Annotated in this window: 14 protein-coding genes; 2 read left to right on the forward strand and 12 right to left on the reverse strand. The window is 44.7% G+C overall.

Annotated elements, in window-relative coordinates:
• Positions 1 to 122: 122 nt before the first annotated feature.
• The 3 genes from L1D21_RS09790 to L1D21_RS09800 form a co-directional block, all read right to left on the reverse strand.
• On the reverse strand, positions 123 to 1,922 hold the full coding sequence (locus L1D21_RS09790; protein ID WP_239845070.1) for a restriction endonuclease subunit S: 1,800 nt from the start codon (positions 1,920 to 1,922) through the stop codon (positions 123 to 125).
• The gene (locus L1D21_RS09795) at positions 1,922 to 3,412 is read right to left on the reverse strand and encodes an N-6 DNA methylase (RefSeq protein WP_239845071.1); all 1,491 of its coding nucleotides are present in this window, start codon (positions 3,410 to 3,412) and stop codon (positions 1,922 to 1,924) included. Before L1D21_RS09795 ends, L1D21_RS09790 begins: the two co-directional genes overlap by 1 nt.
• Before the next feature lie 88 nt (positions 3,413 to 3,500).
• The gene (locus tag L1D21_RS09800; RefSeq protein WP_239845072.1) at positions 3,501 to 5,954 is read right to left on the reverse strand and encodes a DEAD/DEAH box helicase family protein; all 2,454 of its coding nucleotides are present in this window, start codon (positions 5,952 to 5,954) and stop codon (positions 3,501 to 3,503) included.
• A 517-nt stretch (positions 5,955 to 6,471) separates the two neighbouring features.
• On the opposite strand from L1D21_RS09800, the gene L1D21_RS09805 reads away from it, so the two are divergent.
• On the forward strand, positions 6,472 to 6,864 hold the full coding sequence (locus L1D21_RS09805; protein WP_239845073.1) for a group I intron-associated PD-(D/E)XK endonuclease: 393 nt from the start codon (positions 6,472 to 6,474) through the stop codon (positions 6,862 to 6,864).
• Between the two features lie 326 nt (positions 6,865 to 7,190).
• Here the strand turns inward: L1D21_RS09805 and raiA are convergent, their stop codons facing one another.
• Positions 7,191 to 7,547: a ribosome-associated translation inhibitor RaiA gene (gene raiA, locus L1D21_RS09810; RefSeq protein ID WP_239845074.1), complete on the reverse strand. Its 357-nt coding sequence runs from the start codon at positions 7,545 to 7,547 to the stop codon at positions 7,191 to 7,193.
• 358 nt (positions 7,548 to 7,905) lie between these two features.
• Here raiA and L1D21_RS09815 point away from each other — a divergent pair, with 358 nt between their 5' ends.
• Entirely contained in the window at positions 7,906 to 8,358 is a 453-nt protein-coding gene (locus L1D21_RS09815) for an OsmC family protein (RefSeq protein WP_239845075.1), read from the forward strand.
• Between the two features lie 310 nt (positions 8,359 to 8,668).
• On the opposite strand, the gene L1D21_RS09820 is transcribed toward L1D21_RS09815, so the two are convergent.
• The 8 genes from L1D21_RS09820 to L1D21_RS09855 all read right to left on the reverse strand — a co-directional run bounded on the left by L1D21_RS09820 (position 8,669) and on the right by L1D21_RS09855 (position 20,290).
• Complete coding sequence (locus tag L1D21_RS09820) at positions 8,669 to 11,917, reverse strand: S41 family peptidase (RefSeq protein ID WP_239845291.1); 3,249 nt, start codon at positions 11,915 to 11,917, stop codon at positions 8,669 to 8,671.
• Positions 11,918 to 12,267: 350 nt separating this feature from the next.
• The gene (locus L1D21_RS09825) at positions 12,268 to 12,903 is read right to left on the reverse strand and encodes a hypothetical protein (protein WP_239845076.1); all 636 of its coding nucleotides are present in this window, start codon (positions 12,901 to 12,903) and stop codon (positions 12,268 to 12,270) included.
• 1 nt (position 12,904) lies between these two features.
• Positions 12,905 to 13,450, reverse strand: coding sequence for a sigma-70 family RNA polymerase sigma factor (locus tag L1D21_RS09830; protein ID WP_239845292.1), 546 nt, complete (start codon positions 13,448 to 13,450; stop codon positions 12,905 to 12,907).
• Between the two features lie 201 nt (positions 13,451 to 13,651).
• On the reverse strand, positions 13,652 to 14,161 hold the full coding sequence (purE, locus tag L1D21_RS09835; protein ID WP_239845077.1) for a 5-(carboxyamino)imidazole ribonucleotide mutase: 510 nt from the start codon (positions 14,159 to 14,161) through the stop codon (positions 13,652 to 13,654).
• A 411-nt stretch (positions 14,162 to 14,572) separates the two neighbouring features.
• Positions 14,573 to 15,190, reverse strand: coding sequence for a hypothetical protein (locus L1D21_RS09840; protein WP_239845078.1), 618 nt, complete (start codon positions 15,188 to 15,190; stop codon positions 14,573 to 14,575).
• Between the two features lie 74 nt (positions 15,191 to 15,264).
• A complete protein-coding gene (locus L1D21_RS09845) occupies positions 15,265 to 15,699 on the reverse strand; it encodes a hypothetical protein (protein WP_239845079.1) in 435 nt (144 codons plus the stop codon).
• Entirely contained in the window at positions 15,696 to 17,288 is a 1,593-nt protein-coding gene (gshA, locus tag L1D21_RS09850) for a glutamate--cysteine ligase (RefSeq protein ID WP_239845293.1), read from the reverse strand. The genes L1D21_RS09845 and gshA overlap by 4 nt, the downstream gene beginning before the upstream one ends.
• A 167-nt stretch (positions 17,289 to 17,455) precedes the next feature.
• The gene (locus L1D21_RS09855) at positions 17,456 to 20,290 is read right to left on the reverse strand and encodes a pitrilysin family protein (protein ID WP_239845080.1); all 2,835 of its coding nucleotides are present in this window, start codon (positions 20,288 to 20,290) and stop codon (positions 17,456 to 17,458) included.
• Between the last annotated feature and the right edge of the window lie 378 nt (positions 20,291 to 20,668).

Genomic DNA, 20,668 nt, shown 5'->3' on the forward strand with positions numbered 1-20,668 from the left:
TGACATCAATACAGCCTTTTAGCGCTTCTTGTAAATCGTGCCGTTCTTGCAGCCCTTCGGCTGCAAGAGTTGTCGATGTTAGCGTGAGATGTTTTTATTGGCGATATTGTAAAGGCTCATGTCTACACTGCTTGTTCAACAATTGCATCGGTGAGCTGAAGCGAAGTTTGTTGGTTACCGTAGAGGTGTTGTTTTAGTTGGTCACACATAGCATGAAGTTCAATTATTTTCTCATTGATCCGCAGTTGCTCACACGCGGGAGCCACAGGAATTAGTAAACTTGAAAGTTCTGTACTGTTAACGTTTTTGACACCACTAGTTGTTCTTATAGGGCCTTCTATTTGTCGCCTCACATCGTGAGAATCTAGTACCGATTTTACATAATGAGAGTTAACAGTGTCAGGTAGAATTCGAGCACGAACTAAATAGCCAGCATAAACAGTATTAACCAAATCATTATCCACAACAGTACAGCGGCCGACGATACCTAAGCTACCATTTGAGCGTATTAGAAGAAGATCCCCTTGTTGCAATTGGTAATCAACTAATTCTTTGTCAGTCATCACTGAGTACTTCAGATCGCTTAGATCTACTCTACCACCAACAACATTGGGAATTCTCAATACTGGTGAGCCATTCATTTTATAGTCAGACTTTTTCGATGTACCGTATTTTAGATCCACAAACACATTTCCAAATCTACACCACTCCCATCCATTTGGCAGCTCAAACGGCTTTTCAGCTTCAGCAATCGGCGGTAGCGCCTTTTGCTTCTTGATTTTCTTATCTTTGACTAACTGCGCTTTTTCTTCCGCAATCCTATTCAGTAACTCAGCAGCAGGCTCATCGCTTGGATCTTGTGGTACCAACTTACCCATAACTGCCAGTTGTAGGATGGTTTGTTTAAGCTGGTCGATACTCGCTTCAGTAGTGAATAAAGTATCGAAATGCTCGTTGATTCGCGCCCAGTTTTGCATCAACTCGTCAGCATCGGCAGAGTTGGTGAGAGAGCCTTCAGCCGTTGCTGTAGGCAACAATAGAGAGTCCAACAAAGTTGTTACTAGCACTTGATGTGCTTCGATACTTGCTTCGGTTTGTTGCTCTAACTGGTCGCAGAGCGCCATTAGCTCATCGACTTTGGCGACGATACGGTGTTGTTCTTCAACAGGAGGCAAAGGTACTGCAATAGATTCCCATTTTCCTTTATTGAGAATTGCTATTGTTGTGCTAGAAGAACGTTCCCAAGCACATCTGCTAAAATAGTTCGATCTTAGCGCATTAAAAATAAACGAACCGAGTGGTAGAAATGGTGTTACTGAGTTAATTTGCTGATTAAAAGCGCAGTCATGTTCAATTAACTGGCACTTCCCAATTGTCCCAATACAAACCATCAATACAGAGCCTGAAGGTGCAATTCGACCAAGAGCTTTTGCTCCTTCAGTAGACAGACCTTCGTTATCATATATGACTTTCAGTTCTGTAATATCAGCAGGCTTAATAAAGGGGACATCAGAACCAAAATGTTCTTGATTGGCTTTTTTGGGTGTTCCGCCCGTCTGGGTATACCCAATTTCGCCTAATCTAATCCATTCCCAGCTCTCTGGTATATCGAATGGAATTTCGTCCTCACGTAACTTTGATAGCACTTTGGGTTTCTTAATCTTCTTCTCTTTCACCAACTGCGCTTTTTCTTGCGAGATACGCTCAAGCAACAATGAAGCTGACTCGTCATTAGGATCTTGAGGAACAAGCTTTCCTCGAACCGCCAACTCCAGAATTAACTCACGCAGCTTTTTAACCCCATAAAGCTCTAGTTTCTTGCTGCTACCGCGACCAGAGGTCGATTTGGTCTTAACTGCTGAAGTCCAAATATCAATATGCTCGGTGATTAGGTTATTCATAGGAGATTGGTCTACAGCCATTATTGTTCTCCACCTTGCTTTTTACCTTGAATGGTAGAGCTAAGCGCATCACCGAGAATGCCTTTCAGTTGGTCACGCAGTGCTTTAATGTCTTGTTGCTGTTGTTGATAGCTCGCCAGTAACTCTTCAGGATCATGGCTGACGACTTCGTCCTGATACGGGTTTTTAATATCAAGGTTAAAGTTGCGCTCGATAATATCCTCAATCGACACTTTCCAAGCTTGCTTGGTCTCGATGCGACTAGCGAATCCATCTGCCTCGTTACCCCACCAATCGATCTCTTGCTGGAACTCTTCAAACTTCATTGGTTTGGTTTTGTTGTAGTTTTTCACGCCTTCTGGGTAAGGGTGCTCATAGAACCACACTTCTTTGGTTGGTCGGCCTTTGGTAAAGAACAGAATGTTGGTCTTAATGCCCGTGTATGGGTTGAACACGCCATTAGGTAAGCGAACAATCGTGTGCAGGTTACACTCTTCCGTCAGCATCTTTTTAATTTTGGTTTTTACACCTTCACCAAACAAGGTGCCATCAGGCAACACCACACCAGCGCGACCCTCTTGATCCAATACTTCGACAATCAGTTGCAAGAATAGATCGGCGGTTTCACGAGTTTGCATTTCGGCAGGGAAGTTCTTTTCAATCCCGTCTTCTTCTGTGCCGCCAAACGGTGGGTTAGTCGCAATCACATTGATATTGCTGTCCCAGTTTGAAAGCGGCTTGTTAAGCGTGTTGCCGTGCTTGATCTGCACTGGGACTTCGATGCCGTGGAGCATCATATTGGTGATACACAGCAAATGTGGCAGCTGTTTCTTCTCTACACCGTGGATTTGTTTTTGCAGTGTTTGGTGGTCGGTTGCGCTGGTTACGTAGTTTTCTTTGACGTGATCGAACGAGCAAGCCAAGAAACCGCCCGTGCCACAGGCGGGATCCATAATTTGTTCACCCAGTTTAGGGTCAAGACGATTGACGATAAAGCGCGTCACCGCACGAGGGGTATAGAACTCACCCGCATTACCTGCGCTTTGAAGGTCACGTAGAATTTGTTCGTAGATATCACCAAACAGGTGACGTTCTTTAGAGTCAGTGAAGTCGATTTCGTTGAGCTTGTTAATCACCTGACGCAGCAGTGTGCCATTTTTCATGTAGTTGAAAGCATCACTAAAGGCTTCTTTCACCACAAATCCGCGTGGGTTGGTGTCTTTCGGCGCGGTTAGGTTTTTTAATCTCGGGAACAGGTCATCATTGATGAATTCCAGCAGCTCATCACCGGTAATGCCTTGGTTATCTGCCGCCCAGTTGCGCCATAGGTACTTGGCTGGGATGGGTTCGCGGTAATCATCTAACTCGAACTCTAGCTCTTCTTCTTGAGCATCAAACACTTTAAGGAATAAGAGCCAAGACATTTGGCCTAGACGCTGCGCGTCACCATCAACACCGGCATCTTTACGCATGATGTCTTGAGTAGATTTGATAACTGAACTGATTGACATTGTATTCTCTTATTTGGAAACAGGCTGAGTTTGTGATTAATCAGCCCTATAAATAATGGCTTTGCTTGGCGCTTTAACTGCTGCAATGTTAAGCAGATTGCTGGTGAATTTGATAAATTTCAGCTTCTAATTCACTAATGGCTTGCTCGTATTGTTCTTTACCACCGAAGCCTTTTTTAACTATTTCGCTTAAGCTGCCAATTTCGTTAAATGGCTGCACTTTGAGCACTTGCATGGATTCGATTTCTTGCACGCCAACGTCGGCATACTTTACCAGAAGATTATCTAATACGGCTTGCGCGGTTTCAGAGTATTTTGTGAAGTAATTACGCTTTTTGACGTTGTTTGCGCGCTCCTTGCGCGTTAATGGTGGTTGGTCGTAAACCACATGACAAATCATATCGAAGGGGTCCAGCTCCTTGCCGACTTCGTCTTCTAGTGCTTGCCAGATGATACCTTCATTGGCGAGCTCATCTATGATGGCTTGTTTACGGTCTGATTCATTCCAGCGTTTTACAAACTCATCGAGTGAAGCAAACTGCTTCGCCATGGTTTTTCGGGTGTAATCTTTAAAAGATTCGGTAACCAATTTGCCATCGCTATCATAATATTGCACTCGCTCGGCGACTATACTGACCGTAACACCTGATACACGGTATTTATGTACTTTGCGTGGCTCGTCATCCTCACTCCATTCATTATCGTCAACACCAGCATTACCACTGTCGTTTTCGTCAATGGAATCATTAATGGTGTCGTTAGGCATGTCATCAGAAGTATCGGTATCGTCGTTAGGAAAATCATCGCCAATTGTGTCGATATCAACTTCTTCGTCTTCAATATCGGTCGGCGTGATTTTAATGACTTTTTCTGGAGTGCCATCGAATCGTTCGTCAGCAAATAGCTCAGTGGCTTTTTTGAAATCAAGAATGGTAAACCAAAGTTTGCCATATTTTTCATCGATACGAGTGCCACGACCTATGATCTGTTTAAACTTCGTCATTGACTGAATATTTTGGTCAAGCACCACCAGCTTACAGGTTTTCGCATCGACCCCTGTTGTCATTAGTTCTGAGGTTGTAGCAATGACGGGATAAGCTTTCTTAGGGTTTATAAAGTTATCAAGCTGGGCTTTGCCTATCTCATCGTCCCCGGTAATTTTCATTACGTACTTGTCGCTTTTAGCCATCTGATCTGGGCTGAGGTTAGCAATAGCGCGGCGCATGCGCTCTGCATGGTCGATGTCATTACAGAACACTATGGTTTTTGCCATAGAGTCGGTGCGCTTTAAGTAGTTAGTAATGGTCTCTGCCACTAGCTGAGTACGTTCATCAATAACCATGGTGCGGTCGAAATCTTTTTGGTTAAAGATGCGATCTTCAATCACTTCACCATTGTTATCGATTTGGCCTTTAGTGGGTCGCCAACCTTGTAGATCGACATCTATATCTACCCGAACAACTTTGTAGGGTGCCAAGAAGCCATCTTCAATACCTTCTTTTAATGAATAGGTATAAACAGGATCACCAAAATAATCTGAATTAGACACTTCCTCAGTTTCTTTGGGAGTAGCCGTTAATCCGACTTGAGCCGCACTCTTGAAATACTCGAGAATTTCACGCCAGGCACTATCGTCAGCGGCGCTTCCTCTATGGCATTCATCGATTATGATTAAATCAAAGAAGTCGGGATCGACTTGTTTATAGGCTTTTTGGCTTTCTTCTGGACCAGTGAGCGCCTGATATAGCGCTAAGTGAATTTCATAGGCAGGGTCAACAGTTCTTCCTGTTACCTTGGTCATTGATGTTTCAAAGGGTTGAAAATCATTTATACGGGTTTGATCAACCAAAATATTGCGGTCGGCCAAGAACAAGATACGTTTCTTCGCGCGAGACTTCCATAAGCGCCAGATGATTTGAAATGCAGTATAGGTTTTACCCGTCCCCGTAGCCATCACCAGTAGTACACGGTCTTTACCCGATGAAATTGCTTCTATGGTTTTATTGATGGCTTGCAGTTGATAATAACGAGGATGTTTACCTGGCTCCTCACGATATTCCTGATTGATAATTGGAAGCTGCGCCTGGGTATAACCTTTCCATGCACAGTATTTAGTCCATAAATCTTGTGGTGATGGAAAATCTTCTAAACGGATTTCGGATTCTAGTTTGTGTTCTTCGGGCGTTCCAAGCTTTGTCTTATCGTGGAAGATAAAGCCATCGCCGTTTGAAGCAAAGATGAAGGGCACTTCTAGCAAACGCGCATAATCGAGCCCTTGCTGCATCCCCTTACCCACTTCATGCTTATTGGCTTTAGCCTCAATAACAGCAAGTGGCATACTGGGTTTATGATAGAGCACTATATCGGCAGACTTAACGGTCTTACGGACACCTAACTGACCACGTACGATCACCTTGCCATCACGCAATTTCACCTCTTGACGTATCTGCGTCATATCATCCCAACCCGCACTGGTTATGGCTGGCATAATGAATTTGGTGATGATGTCCGTTTCAGTCAACTTTGTTTTATTGATGCTCATTGTCAATCCAGGTCCTTCTTAGAAGATAACAAACACTTACAGACGATTTAGTGCCTTTCAGGATTGTGCCACAACGATGTAAGAAAACACAGGATTTGGATCAATATAGGTAGAACAAGCCACTACCCGCATCTGAGCTAAGCAAGACATATTTTAGCTAGCTATTTAAGTAACAGAAGAATAGGACAACAATAGCACTTATCGTACCTGAGCGAACTTGCGCGGAAATTACGCCAGGTAGATATAGGTAGACTTTTAATTAAAGCAGCCACATGCAATTGACAAGGAGCTAAACAATAACTAGGTTATATCTGAACGCGATTCACCAGTGTGATACTGAATTGGCATTTATGGAGAGTATGGGTTGAGCCCGAAATCCAAGCTTGGCCGCTTTGCTAAGGACTACACTCAGGAGAGGTAGTTGTGAATCCTGATTGAAAGCATTCCGTGATGGGAGCTTTCGGCCACAGTCATGCAGCCAATAGCAGACCAGTGGCATAAACTCAGGATCATAATTATGCCTATCAAACAAACTAAAGCTAAACCCGAAACCGCTAAATTTTACAAAAGCATTTCTTACGAAACACTCGCTGCATCTTGGTTCCAAATGGATGGCTGGGAAGTCTTTTTACCCATGGCTGACCATGGCAGTAAAACCGACTTGGTTATTTCGGATGGCAGCTCGTTTTATCGAATCCAAGTAAAGTCTCTCGATACTCATGAAGAAAACGTCGTTGTCCAGTCACAGTGGGATGGGGTCGATATAGATTACGTGCTGTACTTTTCCAGGTACGGTCAATGGGGCTATATCACTCACCCGTTTACAGGTAAGGTCCGACTTAATCGGAACGGTCACCTAAGATTCCATCAAGAGGGCAAAAATTTTAATAAGATGTTTGCGCGCATTTAGCACAATTGCCATTAACCATGATTTTTAGTAACACTAGAAGTAACACCTTAAGAACAGTTCTTTGTTTAACACTATAAAAAACAAACATTTAACTAGTTAATTCAGGTGACGCCGCCTCCACCAATAAAAACAAAGGGTTAGCGGAAACGCTAACCCTTTGTCACATCTGAAAGGCGGTAAAATGGCACACCTTAGTCGTCAGCTTTAGCTCACTGTTGTCACGCAGCGCTTTTACACAAACTCACGTACTCATTAATGTCGCTAAATTCAGACACAATAAAAGCCACCCTTCGGTGGCTTGTGTTTAATTTTTGTTTTCAAAAGCTTTAGGTCAATTTCATCTCTTGGATGATTTCAGCGGCAATTTCTGGCGTTGTGCTCACTGGTTTTTGATGTAAATCTGCTTTCAGTTGTCCTTTGCGGTGTTTCAGCGCAGCGTCAAGTTTCTTGGCCGCCATCGCAATAGCTGGATACATTACAGCGTCACTACCCGATGCTGAGATCCGGCTACCTTCGTAATTCGTTCTAAGCTCAACTTGGAATTCGCCATGCTCTTTAGAAATGATGATATCGAGCGAGATAAGGGTGGGAAAATGTGTAGCGATTTTGGAAAACTTTAGGTTTACATCCTCTTTAATTGAATCAGTAATATCTACGTGATGACCGGAAAGATTTATTTTCATAGGTTTTCCTTTTTTTGAATGACTTCAATAAAGAACTTGGGGTGGAAAGGTGAAAAAACAAGGCCTCAGCACTTTTTTATTCGATTCCCATTAAGCATGGGTCAAAACCAAGCAAATATCTATTCTGTAGCCTAATAAGATTTACCTGCTATCACTAACGAAAGCAAGCAAACTCATGCCCGAATGGGAACTATCACCACTAAAGAGTGGGTTTTTAAGGCTTATTAAACAATGTTTAATCTGTAGTTCATTGATAATATAGCTTGCCTTGAACTACGGCTTGACGAAACAGATACAGTTTTATTAGGCCTTAACCGCTTTAATTAAGCGTTAGAATTTCCCAAATGGAGCGTTATCGATGGCTTTCTCGCTAACATTGACTTGGACAGGTCAATTTACAGGCAACAACAGTAAAGATCACCTAATCGAATTTGGCAGTGGTCAAACGCTGGAAGGCTCGGCTGCAGCTGATTATTTAGGTGCCGATGACAGAGTTAACCCTGAAGAGAGCTTACTGGCGGCACTAAGCAGTTGTCACATGCTGAGTTTTTTGACTATCGCTAATAAGATGCGCCTTAATGTGGTCAGTTATCACGATAGCTGCACGGCAATATTAGGCTGTAATGAACAGGGGCGCACAGCCATTACGCAAATTACCCTTGCTCCGCAAATCACCTTTGAAAGACCTGAGCAGCTCACAGAGCAGCGATTAGCCAAAATGCACGCCTTAGCCCATAAAAACTGTTTTATTGCCAATAGCTTATCCAAGGATATTCTGATAACGCTCAATCATATTCCCTTTGATAGTTAAGCTAATTGGTAGCGCGCCGCTAAACCTATGTCGGGTAATGGCGCAGTAACCTCGGTCAATACCACATTGTCAGGGTCAACCTGTACTACATTACAGCGTTCATCGACACAGGCACCAATATCCCCTTCAAACGATAACTTAATCTACATCTAGTGTAGACCTAATGTTGTGTTTTAAGCGCTTCCAGTCAAAAGAATCCTCATGAACCGTTAAATCAATACCACCAATAAAACGAAGGCCACCGACCTGGGAACTACATGGTCGGTAGCCTTCTAAACTTATTGAAAATTAACCAGCCAATCAGGCTAATTTATTTAACGTCTTGCGCCATACCAGAAGCTGGCATTGGCTGCGCCTGAAATGGATTTACAGGTTGCTTAACCAACTCTTCCTTCAAGTAACTCAGCGCCTTTTGTAACTGGGCATCCTCGCCTTTAAAAGTGGCTAATGGCAGGTTATCAACTTCAATGTCAGGGCTAATTCCACGACCTTCGACAATCCAACGTCCGTCCATTGCATACTGCGGATATTCAGCCACACGCGCCATACCTTTATCGGTTAACGCGTTACGCCCTGACAGCCAAACACCCGCACCTGCAGTTTGTTTACCAATCAATGGCGCAATACCTAAAGCTTTAATCCCTGCAGAGAAAGTTTCACCATCAGAGTAAGTCAGCTGATCGGTTAGCACTACAATATGGCCACGGAAAGTCTGCTGCATATTGGGGTTGGCATCACCTTGAGTAGGTTGCCAGAACATCCAAGTACGGCGTAGCAGTTTTTCAATGATCCAACTGTCGATATTACCACCGCGATTACGGCGTACGTCTATGATAAGACCTTTCTTGTTGATGTTGGCATAAAACTCACGGGCGAAGTTAGCAATATCACCCGAGCCCATGGCATAAAGATGTAAATAGCCGATATCGCCTTTGCTGTTGTCGGTAACTTTATCGCTGTTGTAATTAACCCAATCTAAATAACGCAGTTTGCCATTGGTGCTGTTGTTCACCGGAACCACTATCGTTTTAATGGTTTTACTGCTGCGTTTTAGAGTGAGTAATACCTGCTTATTCGCTTGATTACGTAAGTGATGCGCCACGTCAGCTACGGTATTAACCGACTTGCCGTTAATCGCCACTATGATATCGCCCACCTTGGCATCGACGTCGATACGATTCAGCGGCGAAGCCTGACTAGGTAACTCGGCATCATTTTGATAGATGTGAGCTATCTTAACTCCTTGCTTAGTTTGCTCAATACGGCCACCTAAGTTAGCGCCTACTGGCGTATCAGGGTTTGATGGCAAATCGCCACCACGCACCTGAGAATGCAGCGCGTCAAGCTCGCCCATCATCTGTTTAAAGATATCGTTTAACTCGTTACGGTCAGTCAGTCTTGCCACCAGCGGCTGATACTTGGCTTTAGTGGCGCTCCAATCGACACCGCGCATCTTCTTATCGAAGAATGAATCTCGGTGCATCAACCAAGCATCTTCGAACATCTGTAGCCACTCTTGTTGTGGTGATATGGCTAATTGCCACTGCTGTGTTTGCACCCGAGCGTTGCTAACCTCTTTGGGCAAAGCTTCACCGGCATCGACAATCAACATCTCCTTGCCACCATTGCTGCCTTTACGCACGAACAATTTACTGTCATCGGCAGAGAGCTGATAATTAGCCACGTCATCTGCAAAGGTATCGACTTTAGGCGCGATAGGGTCAAACTTAACCCACTTTAATGATGCGCTGCTACCGGGCGTTGCCGAATGTGCTAATAGATAAAGTCCTTTGTCGGTCACTTGTAAATTACTGTAGTTACCCGAAGCAACAGGTACTTGGTACAGGCGTTGACTCAGACCTTGCCACTGAACTTCAATTTCATTGCTGTCAGCATCATCTTCACCCGAGTTATCATTAGTGGTGAGTTCGTTAGGCTTGCTGAAAGGAAACTTGGCCGCCGAATTTAATGCCAGCGCAAAAATCTGTCCACGATTATCAAACACGGGGCCTAAGTTGCGATCGCCCCAAGGTGAAGTCGGCGTAGCTTTAAATTCACGGTTAGAAATAAAGTACAGCCATTTGCCATCGTTGCTAAAGGCTGGCGAGAAAGACTCATATTTATCACTGGTCAGTGTTTGCGCTTTATCGTCATCTAAGGAATACAGCACCACTTGTGGACGCTGCTGGCCAATCTCATTTTTAGTGATGGCAATAAACTGACTATCATCAGACCACACCACATCAGCATAAGGGCCTAAGCCCTGACCATTGGTGATAATTTTACGGTCTTTACCCTTTTTGATATCGAGTAACCACAGGTTACCGTCATAATCATCATGCGCGATATAACGTCCATCGGGTGACAGATGCAGACCCATACGCATGCTGCCGCCCTCTTTGGTGAGCTGCTTAGCATCCTGACTGCCATCGGCGGCATAACGCCAGATCTCTTGCTCACCAGACGCATCGCTGATGGCATAAACCCACTGACCGTCAGGGCTCATTTGCGCGTTACGCACGCGATGCTCACCCGTTAATGCTAACTCTACTAATCGAGAACCATCGATACCCGCGATCGCCACATGACTACGGGCGGTGATCACCACCTTGTCTCCCGATGGCGACAAATGAGTGTCGCTAGCGTAATCCATAGGTTGATTAACCCAATGTTCGCGTCGCTCACTAAAGTCAGATGTCAGCTGAATATTGAGAGTTTGAGTTTGGTTGGCAGCTATATCGTACAGCTTAATATCGGCGCCTTGCTGGAACACAATACGGCCATTATCGATGCGCGCGCCGCGCACTTGCCAGTCGCTAAATTGTGTGTGCTGACGAATATCATTGCCAGAGAAATCCATCGACCAGATATTGTCATTGCCACTGGCATCGCTGACAAAATAGAGTCGGTCTTGCCATAACATAGGTTGTCGTACCGAACCTTCATGGTTAGCTGTTAACAACACCGCTTCTTTGTCGCTACCTAAGGTGTAGCGCCATAATTCACCTTTGGCACCGCCACGATAAACCTTGGCGTTATCACCTGTGGTTTGCAGGCCAAAGCGAGTAAAGAACAGATTTTTACCGGCATCATCGATCGCACCTTCGATAGCATCGGCCAGAGGCAAGTCGGTGGTCGTCAGGCTAACAGGATCAACACTGCGTAATACCCAATAGTTCGCTGGGCCAAAAGCGTTATCGGTCGAATACAATACTTGGCCGTCTGCGGTCCAGCCTTGCACGCGCACGCGGCTGTTCTCGAAACTGACTCGTTTAGCAACACCGCCTTGAATGGGAATAACATAAACTTCGCTGGCGCCTTCATAATTAGCGACATAAGCCACCCACTTGCCATCTTTTGAAATTGTTGCGCCCAACTCTTCCGCAGGCAGACTCGTGAGTCGACGCGCCTGTTTGTCGTTTAATGACTGAGTCCATAAATCGCCTTCGGCTGTAAACACTAAGGTGTTGTCGTTGAGGGCTGGAGCGCGGTAATAACCTTGGTTTTGTGCACCTGAGATGGCCGCTTCGGTTGCAGAAAATACCGCACTGGTATGCATTGTGCCTAATGCGAGCACACAACTGGCAAATAGATGACTAAATTTCGGGCTTAGCTTCATGTTCGATCCATTGATGTTATAGCATCAATCGCAATCGTCATCCTTGCTTGTAAAAACTATCGAAACAACCTAACTCTGTTATCGAAAACTTTCCCAATAAAAACGCTGATCACTTAATTAAACTGATTGATACTGTGATTCTTTTCAGTGCAACAAAGTATCAAACTTTTATAAAATCTACAGTATTTTATCGCCAAAGAAGTATTAGCAAATGTAAACATGCCAGGCGACAGTGACGGCCATGTCACTGTCGCCAGTCGAGATGAATCAATAAAGCCTAACGCTAGCGCCTAAGGAAGAGGATGTGTGGCGATAATCTTGCTCAGCTCAAGCCACTGCTGATGCTGCGGATGCTTAGGGTCAGCAAGTTGAGGCCGCTGTAAATTGATGCGTTGCAGCAACTTATTGGCTTCAGCCCAGTCCTCAGCTTTGGTAAGTTGTTGCAGATGATTTAACGCCTGCAGATCCGAAATTGTCGCTCGCGCCTGATTTTGCATTTCAGCGATAGAAGTTGCTGTCGTATCTGTCGCGATAGTCTCTGATGCTGGTTCTGTGCCCTTTTGCTCCGGCATAGCAGTCTGCTGAACTTGTTTATTCACTTGCGGCGCCATTAAGGTTCTTGCCGCTTGAGGCTGCACACCTTGCAGTGAGCCGTCTATGCCATTGTGTTCATTGACACTATTAGGGTTAAGTAGCAATAAGCTCACCAACAAGAAAGCCGATGCCGCGGTAGAGATTGGCCAGCGATATTGACGTAAAAAGACCAAATTACCTTTAGCTGCAGGCTGAGTTCGATTGGACTGTTGCTGCTTGGCTTTAGCAAGAATAGCCTCATCTAAAGCTTGGCTGGGCTGCTCAGTTGCCTGGGCTTTATAAAGCTGCTTGAGCTGCTCATCACTAAGCTCATTAGAATGATTTTGCTGCATATTATTGCTCCTGCCACTGGCGTTGAACACACTCTTTTAACGCCTGATTGGCATACCGAATACGACTCTTGGTCGCTTCCATTCCGGCTCCAACCACCTCAGCAATCCCTGCGGCTGTTAGGCCTAACTCCATACTCAGCAGAAACGCCTCTTTTTGGACTTGAGGTAATAACGCGATACATCCAGATAGAATATTCGCCTTCAACTGCTGCTCGCTATGTGATTCTGGGCTGAGTTCCTCACTTTCCAACAATGCCTCTAGCTCATGCTCAGCCTCGGCTTTGTCGCTAAAATTATCGACCGGCTTTAGAGCGCGGTAATGATCCACCAGCAAGTTATGGGCAATGGTGTACAACCAAGTGGTAAATTTGGCTTTCGATTGATAATTTTCAGCCGCCTTAATCACTCGACTCCAAGTCTCTTGATATAGATCTTCGGCAAGCTGACGATCGCCCATTTGCCTGACAAAATAACGATACAAAGCCCCTTTATGCTTGTTATACAACTGAGCAAATGCCTGATGATCGCCTTGGGCATATTGATACATCAATTGCTGATCAAGCTCTTCAACTACTGCATTTTCTACTTGCTGTTCCACCTGCACTCCAGAGGTTATCTCACACAGGTTTAGAGTCTGCACCTAGCGGCTTTATTTGTCTACAAACGATGGGGAAACCAGAAAGGGTTAAAAACACATAAAAAAACGCCGTGAACAATTAAGTTCACGGCGTTTTTCATTATTTTACGATTAAGCGTTAGCTAGTTTTGCTTGTAATTTAGCATCTTTAGCTTGTACCGCTTCAGCCGCTTTAGCACGCTCTTCTTTAACTGCTACAGCTAGGGCATCGTCGCCTACTGCTAGCATTTGCGCCGCTAGATAACCTGCGTTTTTAGCACCAGCACTACCGATAGCAACAGTCGCTACTGGTACACCGCCTGGCATCATTACTGTAGAAAGTAGCGCGTCATGGCCCTGAAGTGGGCCGTTATCGATTGGTACACCAATAACTGGACGAGTAGTGATACCAGCAACGGCACCGGCTAGGTGAGCAGCAAGGCCAGCAGCACATACGAAGACTTTACAGCCTCGTGCTTCAGCATCGGTCACATAAGCGTGAGTCGCCGCAGGAGTACGGTGTGCTGAAGTTACTTTAGCTTCAAATTGGATACCGAAAGTTTTTAAAACATCTAGAGTCGCTTGCATAGTTGGCAAGTCAGAATCTGAACCCATTAATACTGCAACAAATGGCTTAGTCATCTTTTTATCCTTATTTGTAGGGTGAGGCTATTATTTGGCGCGCATTATAGACATTTTTTAACAGTGTGAACAGTGTCACATTCGCTACAATTCGAATTTAATCATAAAGCCTATTTTGTGCTGCCAAAAACCATATTCACAGCCGATAGTTATACCTATCAATATAAAGATGTGATCGCCCGGCGAGAGTTTGGCGCTGCAGGGCCTTTAATTGCTCCTGCATTAAAGCCATTCACAACATCCCTGTTGATTGCCTTTAATTGCTCCTGCATTAAAGCCATTCACAACATCCCTGTTGATTGCCCTTAATTGCTCCTGCATTAAAGCCATTCACAACATCCCTGTTGATTGCCTTTAATTGCTCCTGCATTAAAGCCATTCACAACATCCATTCGCCTTGAACTAATGGTATTAGCCAAAAAACAATCGCCACAACCAAGATGAATCTAAATCTTCTTTGCACGTATGGTACTGGGCTGCATAACGTCTTGCACGTTGATCAACCTTGTCGGCAACTTTCACTAACCACTTCTTTTTTAAGTAGGTTTTACGTTTATACCCACCCCAACCTTCATGGTAATTAAGATATTGATTGCGCGCATCCCACTTTGACACACCATTAATTTTATTGGTCTTGTAAATAAACCAGCCCATAAAATCCATAGCATCATCGAAATCACTGCGGCTCGACCAAGAGTTACCCGTTTCTTTGACATAATCGTCCCATGTCATGGTCTTAGCCTGAGCATAACCATAGGCATCGCTAGCTCGACCAATAGGAATGAAACCTAAAAAGTATTCCATCGGCGGCGCGGCATTGTGTTTAAAAGAGCTTTCTTGATACATCATGGCTAAAGGCACATGCACTGGTACGCCCCACTTTTCTCGGGTATCGACCGCAGCTTCATACCAATCACGGTTTTCTTGGTAAATGGCACATAAATTTTCAGGATCTTTCGGGGGAGATGTCGCGCAGCCACTGATAAACAGTGTCACAAGACCAAGTATAAAGCGGGAGGTAAATGTCATAAAAAGCCGAATAAAGAAGCGAATCAAAGCCCTAGTGTCACATCGAACAAGGCCATAATCAATATGTTTAACGGCTATTCTTGGCTTGGATCAGCCACTAAATTGCATTCATGTGACTCTTGTTTCCATACCTTAGGCTGCCAGTATTCTGTATCTAGACCACGATAGACTCTGTCTTGATTAAATTCGGCCGCTAGATGATAACGCTGATTCACTTCGACCTTGATATCAATAGTTTTAGTTTGTCTTGCTGCAAGTTTGACTTTCAACTCAGGAGAGTCGATAAGTTCGGCGAGCGTAAATTGGTAATTGCCCGGTGCCAGTTGATAATTTGGCCTTGAGATCACTGGAGTACCATTAAGGTGTGTCACTACTGCGCGATATAACCCCTGAGTCATGTCTGGCATTAAATAGCCAGACACTGTGCCACAAGGTTGCTGCTCATCTGGCCCGGAAGCGCAGCCAGACAAAACCAGTAAAACGGTTAACAACAGCGTTGTCGATTTCATCCTACTTGCTCAACCTCAAGCGGTTTATCGGCAAAATAGTCGTTGAGGAACGCCTCGAAACTCAGTACCGAGTCTGCTTCTAACTGCGCTTGCTCTTGTAATGAGACTTCGGCAGCATCGCGATAATTAGCTTCAGTTTCAGCCGTTAATGGATATTCCATTAATTGCTGAGAATACTGCTTAGCCAAACCTTTCACCCAAGTACTGTGATCGATCTGCTGCGAGGTTAACTCCGCCATAATTTTACCCGACAAGGTTTGCTCAGGATCATCGACCGCTAACTGCCAATGCGCTAACGCATCTTGATAGTCCGATTGTTCACCATCGAGTAACTTAGCCAACACCGCAAACTGGTCAAATAGTTCGGTTAACCACGTATGGATATCAACCGACTCGCCATGGCGGTTAAGCTGTAATCCCGGCTTACGCCCCTCAACAATCACCGCATTGAGATTACTGGATATAGCTTTTTCATCCTGCTCACAGGTTTTCGGCGATGGACTTAATAGACAATGCAACAAGAACAGATCTAACAATCTCACTTGCTGCTCATCGATCCCCACGGGGGAGAAAGGATTCACATCTAAGGCTCGAACTTCGATATATTCTACACCTGCTCTGGCTAGGGCTTCAGAAGGTTTTTCACCGCTAAGGGTGACACGCTTAGCTCGAATAGGTGAGTAAAATTCATTTTCAATCTGCAGAACATTGGCATTCAGTTGGCGATATTCACCATCGACTTTAACCCCAATAGCTTCAAACTGCGCCGATGGCATCTTAATCGCGGCTTTAACGCCAGTTAAATACTCAGCTAACGAGTTGTAGCTAATATTTAAACGTTCCTGTTCCTTGTTGGTATAACCTAAGTCACTCATACGCAGTGACGTAGCATAGGGTAGATATAAGCTGCCCTTACCCAATTTTTGGAACGGCAGAGAGGTTTCTCTATCTTTAATAAACGAGCTACATAGTGCCGGAGAGGCGCCGAATAGATAAGGTAAGACCCACACTAAACGGCGGTAATTACGAATTAAACCAAAATAAGATTCAGACTGGAATGCGCAGCGACTCAAACTTTTGTCCGAGGCTTCATATAGGCGATCCCATAAGGACTCAGAAACAGAAAAGTTAAAATGCACACCCGAGATGATCTGCATCTGTGCGCCGTAACGATAAGTGAGCCCTTTGCGATAAAGACGCTTCATCTGGCCATTATTCGAGCTACCATAATCGGCAATCGGGATATCAGCCACATCGCCAACATAACAAGGCATACTCACAGGCCATAATTGCTGAGCACCAATATTGCGAAGCGTAAAGGCGTGAGTCTGAGTGAGATCGGTCAACAAGGCATCAATATCCTGATAGACAGGGGTGATGAACTCCAACAATGACTCGCTGTAATCTGTGGTAATACGCGAATGCGTCAACGCCGAACCTAAACGCTTAGGGTGTTTATCCATAGCCAAATGGCCATTGGATTCGATACGTAGTGCTTCGCGTTCAATTCCGCGCTGCATTCCTTGCAACGCTTTTCGTCCCTGCTCATCATTGAGTAAGCCAATAACTTCATTGAAAGAATTCAATATCTGTGTCTCTCATTGCTTCTGTATGATCATTTACAAACATGGTCTGCAAATACGTCTCCGTCACCACAAAATAGCCTCTGGACTAGATAAATAGCAAGGGAAATAAAATAGAACGGTGACCCCATTTGAGGTCACCGTAGATACAACATTGGGATGGGAAGTTAAAATTACAACTCTAAGGTTTTAATTTTATAACCCAAAGCTTTAATGCTTGATTCAATTTTGGCCTTATCGCCAACAATTAATATCACCATTTGGTCAAAGTTTAGTTCTTTACTCGCCAATTGGTTCAATTCATCTTTTGCAACGCTATTGATGATCTTAGCCTGTTGTTGAGTAAAGTCAGCATCGAGATTAAAGCGTTGAATACGACGCATGAATCCGGCTTTCTGATATGGCGTTTCATAATCTAACGCTTGACCTTGGGAGATAGAATCTCGCATAAAGCTAAGCTCAGCATCGCTCATACCTTGAGCTTGATAAGCTTTTATCTCTTTAGCGAACTCGACAAGTGCCGGTGCAGTAACGTCGCTACGCACACTGGCTGTCGCTTCAAACTCACCTAATTCACTGCCGCCAACGAAGTAACTTCTGGCACCATAGGTATAACCTTTATCTTCACGAAGATTAAGGTTGATACGACTATTGAAAGCACCACCTAGCGGGTAGTTCATCAAGTAAGATTTAAAGTAATCACCGGTCGCATCATACGGTAGTGCACGTTTGCCCACTTTAATCACCGACTGTGCAGCACCCGGTTTATCAATTAGGTAAACCGTACCTGCATCGATTACGGGTAAAGTACCAAGCGCTGGCGTAGCACTGGCGTCACCCTGCCAATTTGACAAGCCTTGTAACTTGCCGAGCAGTTGTGACTGGCTCAGACTACCCACAACAACCACTTTGGCGTTACCAGCACGATATTGTTGCTGATAGAAGGCTTTGACATCATCGAGAGTCAATGCCGAAACCGTCGCCATAGTACCTTCAACGCTGACACCCAATGAGTTGTTTTGACCAAACAGTAACGCTTGGAAACCACTACCGGCTATGTAGTTAGGATCAGACTGCATGTGTTGCAGACTTTGCAGATGCTGCTGCTTAACACGCTCGAAATCTGCAGGATTAAAGCCAGGTTTAAATAGCTTCTCTTCCACTAGCGCCAGAGTCTTATCTAGGTTCGATGTGAGGGTCGATACCTTAATATAACTTTGGTAATTACTGGCACTAAAGCTGACCGAGCTACCGAGCATCTCTAATGCTTGGGCTAACTCTTCAGTGCTATGTTCTGTGGTTGACTCATTCAGTAATGAAGCTGTTAAGCTGGCGAGCCCCGCCTGTTTAACATCCACTAAACGATGACCGCCATCAAGATAGATCACCAACTCCACGGTTGGGGTTTCATTACTTGTGGTTCCCATCACCTCAATGCCATTGCTGAGCTTGTCGGTCCAAAGCGTTGGCACAGTGATAACAGGGGCGGCTTGTGCACCAGGCATCACGCTACGGTCAAATGATGAGGTTGCAGCAGCCACATCAATCACTCCTGAAACCGCTTCTTTAGCCACTAAAGGTGCTGGTGCCTCATAGTTGTTTGCATGGGCAATCAATTGAGTTTGTCCCTGAGGTACAATGCTCATCACCACCATAGGCTTGCCTTTAATATAAGTATTAAAAACTCGCATCACGTCTTCTTTGGTCACGCTGGCATAGCGCTTCAAGTCTTCGCCAATCATATTGGGATTGCCGTAGAAGGTTTGATTAGCCGCCAAGGTAGACACTTTACCTTTCACGCTTTGCAGGCCAAAAATGGTATTGGCCTCAAACTGAACTTTTACTTTTTGCAAATCATCATCGGTAACACCGCGCTGCTCAAATTCGGCAATCGATTCTTGAATTCGCTTATCGATATCACTTAACTGACCACCGCGAGCAGGATTCGCTAAGGCATAAACGGCGAACTGACATGACAACTCACGACAGGGATGACTCACTCCCGCCTGAACCGCATAACCGTCTTTAACTAAGTTTTTATATACAATTGAAGTCGGGCCGCCACCGATAATATTGGCTAACAGATCTAACGCGGCCTCATCTTTATGACCGGCATAAACCGTTGGGAAGCCAATTCGAAGCAGTGGCAGGTGCACTCTATCTTCCATAGAGATATAACGCGTACTGTCGAGGGTGACAGGTGTTTTCGCTTCTCCAGAGACTGATGGCCCCGTTGGGATTTCACCAAAATACTTATTCACCCAAGCAAGAGCTTGCACTTCATCGAAGTCACCACCTATTGTGAGTGTGGCGTTATTAGGACCATACCAACGCTGGAAAAACTGTTTGACATCATTCACATCAGCACGGTTAAGATCATCAGGCCAACCAATGACAGGCCAAGAATAAGGATGTCCGACAGGATAAAATGCTTGGTCAAAACGCTCGCCCATACGGCCATAAGGCTGATTATCGATGCGTTGTGCACGCTCATTTTTTACCGTCTCACGCTGCACTTCAAATTTCTTTTCTGTCAACGCGGGTAAGAAATAGCCCATTCTGTCAGATTCGAGCCACAACATTTTTTCAAGCTGGTTACTGGGTACCGTTTCAAAATAGTTGGTGCGATCGCTGTTAGTGGTACCGTTTAAGGTTCCGCCAGCTTCAGTTACTGTTTTAAAATGCTGCTCATCGGCAACATTTTCAGAGCCCTGAAACATCATGTGCTCAAACAGATGCGCAAAACCGGAACGTCCAGGTAATTCACGCGCTGAACCAACATGATAAGTCACATCAACATGAACTAAAGGATCGGAATTATCTTGATGCAAGATAACGGTCAAGCCGTTAGCTAATTGATACTTTTTATAAGCAATGCCCACTTGTGAATCGGCAACTTGCACCGTTTCGACTAATGACACCCCTTGCGGCAAGTTGCTCTCAGTATTCGATGCAACACACCCGGTTAATGCGGCCGACACAGCGACGGCTAACAACCATTTTTTCATTATAAACTCCCCTTTTGCAGACAGCTGCCTACAACTAATGCAACGTCACTGCTGCAACCAGCAGAAAACGCACTCCTTTGCCTAACTTTAGCTATGTTAACGGACATGAGCCGGTGACATAACAATTTCCAATCTTTGTCACTAGAGCTTAATCCACCAAAGCAGTCCACTTACCTTAGTCCACTGGATGAGTAAAAAATCGCCCCTGTCCAGTGGAGCTAAACCTGTGGCGACTCAGCCTTGCCAATGATAAAACACAATGACAATGGCCACGCTAAGCAGCAACAATAACTCTATCTAGTTGGCTTTTCTAATAAAAATCGCCTTTGAATCTATACAAATTGTGTCAATCTTAAATTAACCACTGACACTAAAGTT

Source organism: Shewanella sp. Isolate11 (assembly GCF_022398315.1).
Lineage (GTDB): Bacteria > Pseudomonadota > Gammaproteobacteria > Enterobacterales > Shewanellaceae > Shewanella.

Excerpts from the sequence above, each read along its gene's own strand:
- L1D21_RS09805 (WP_239845073.1), top strand. The coding sequence starts at position 6,472 with ATGCCTATCAAACAAACTAAAGCTAAACCCGAAACCGCTAAATTTTAC.
- L1D21_RS09790 (WP_239845070.1), bottom strand. The coding sequence starts at position 1,922 with ATGGCTGTAGACCAATCTCCTATGAATAACCTAATCACCGAGCATATT.
- L1D21_RS09795 (WP_239845071.1), bottom strand. The coding sequence starts at position 3,412 with ATGTCAATCAGTTCAGTTATCAAATCTACTCAAGACATCATGCGTAAA.
- L1D21_RS09840 (WP_239845078.1), bottom strand. The coding sequence starts at position 15,190 with ATGACATTTACCTCCCGCTTTATACTTGGTCTTGTGACACTGTTTATC.
- L1D21_RS09855 (WP_239845080.1), bottom strand. The coding sequence starts at position 20,290 with ATGAAAAAATGGTTGTTAGCCGTCGCTGTGTCGGCCGCATTAACCGGG.
- L1D21_RS09815 (WP_239845075.1), top strand. The coding sequence starts at position 7,906 with ATGGCTTTCTCGCTAACATTGACTTGGACAGGTCAATTTACAGGCAAC.
- L1D21_RS09825 (WP_239845076.1), bottom strand. The coding sequence starts at position 12,903 with ATGCAGCAAAATCATTCTAATGAGCTTAGTGATGAGCAGCTCAAGCAG.
- L1D21_RS09845 (WP_239845079.1), bottom strand. The coding sequence starts at position 15,699 with ATGAAATCGACAACGCTGTTGTTAACCGTTTTACTGGTTTTGTCTGGC.
- raiA (WP_239845074.1), bottom strand. The coding sequence starts at position 7,547 with ATGAAAATAAATCTTTCCGGTCATCACGTAGATATTACTGATTCAATT.
- L1D21_RS09820 (WP_239845291.1), bottom strand. The coding sequence starts at position 11,917 with ATGCATACCAGTGCGGTATTTTCTGCAACCGAAGCGGCCATCTCAGGT.
- L1D21_RS09830 (WP_239845292.1), bottom strand. The coding sequence starts at position 13,450 with ATGTATCAATATGCCCAAGGCGATCATCAGGCATTTGCTCAGTTGTAT.
- purE (WP_239845077.1), bottom strand. The coding sequence starts at position 14,161 with ATGACTAAGCCATTTGTTGCAGTATTAATGGGTTCAGATTCTGACTTG.
- L1D21_RS09800 (WP_239845072.1), bottom strand. The coding sequence starts at position 5,954 with ATGAGCATCAATAAAACAAAGTTGACTGAAACGGACATCATCACCAAA.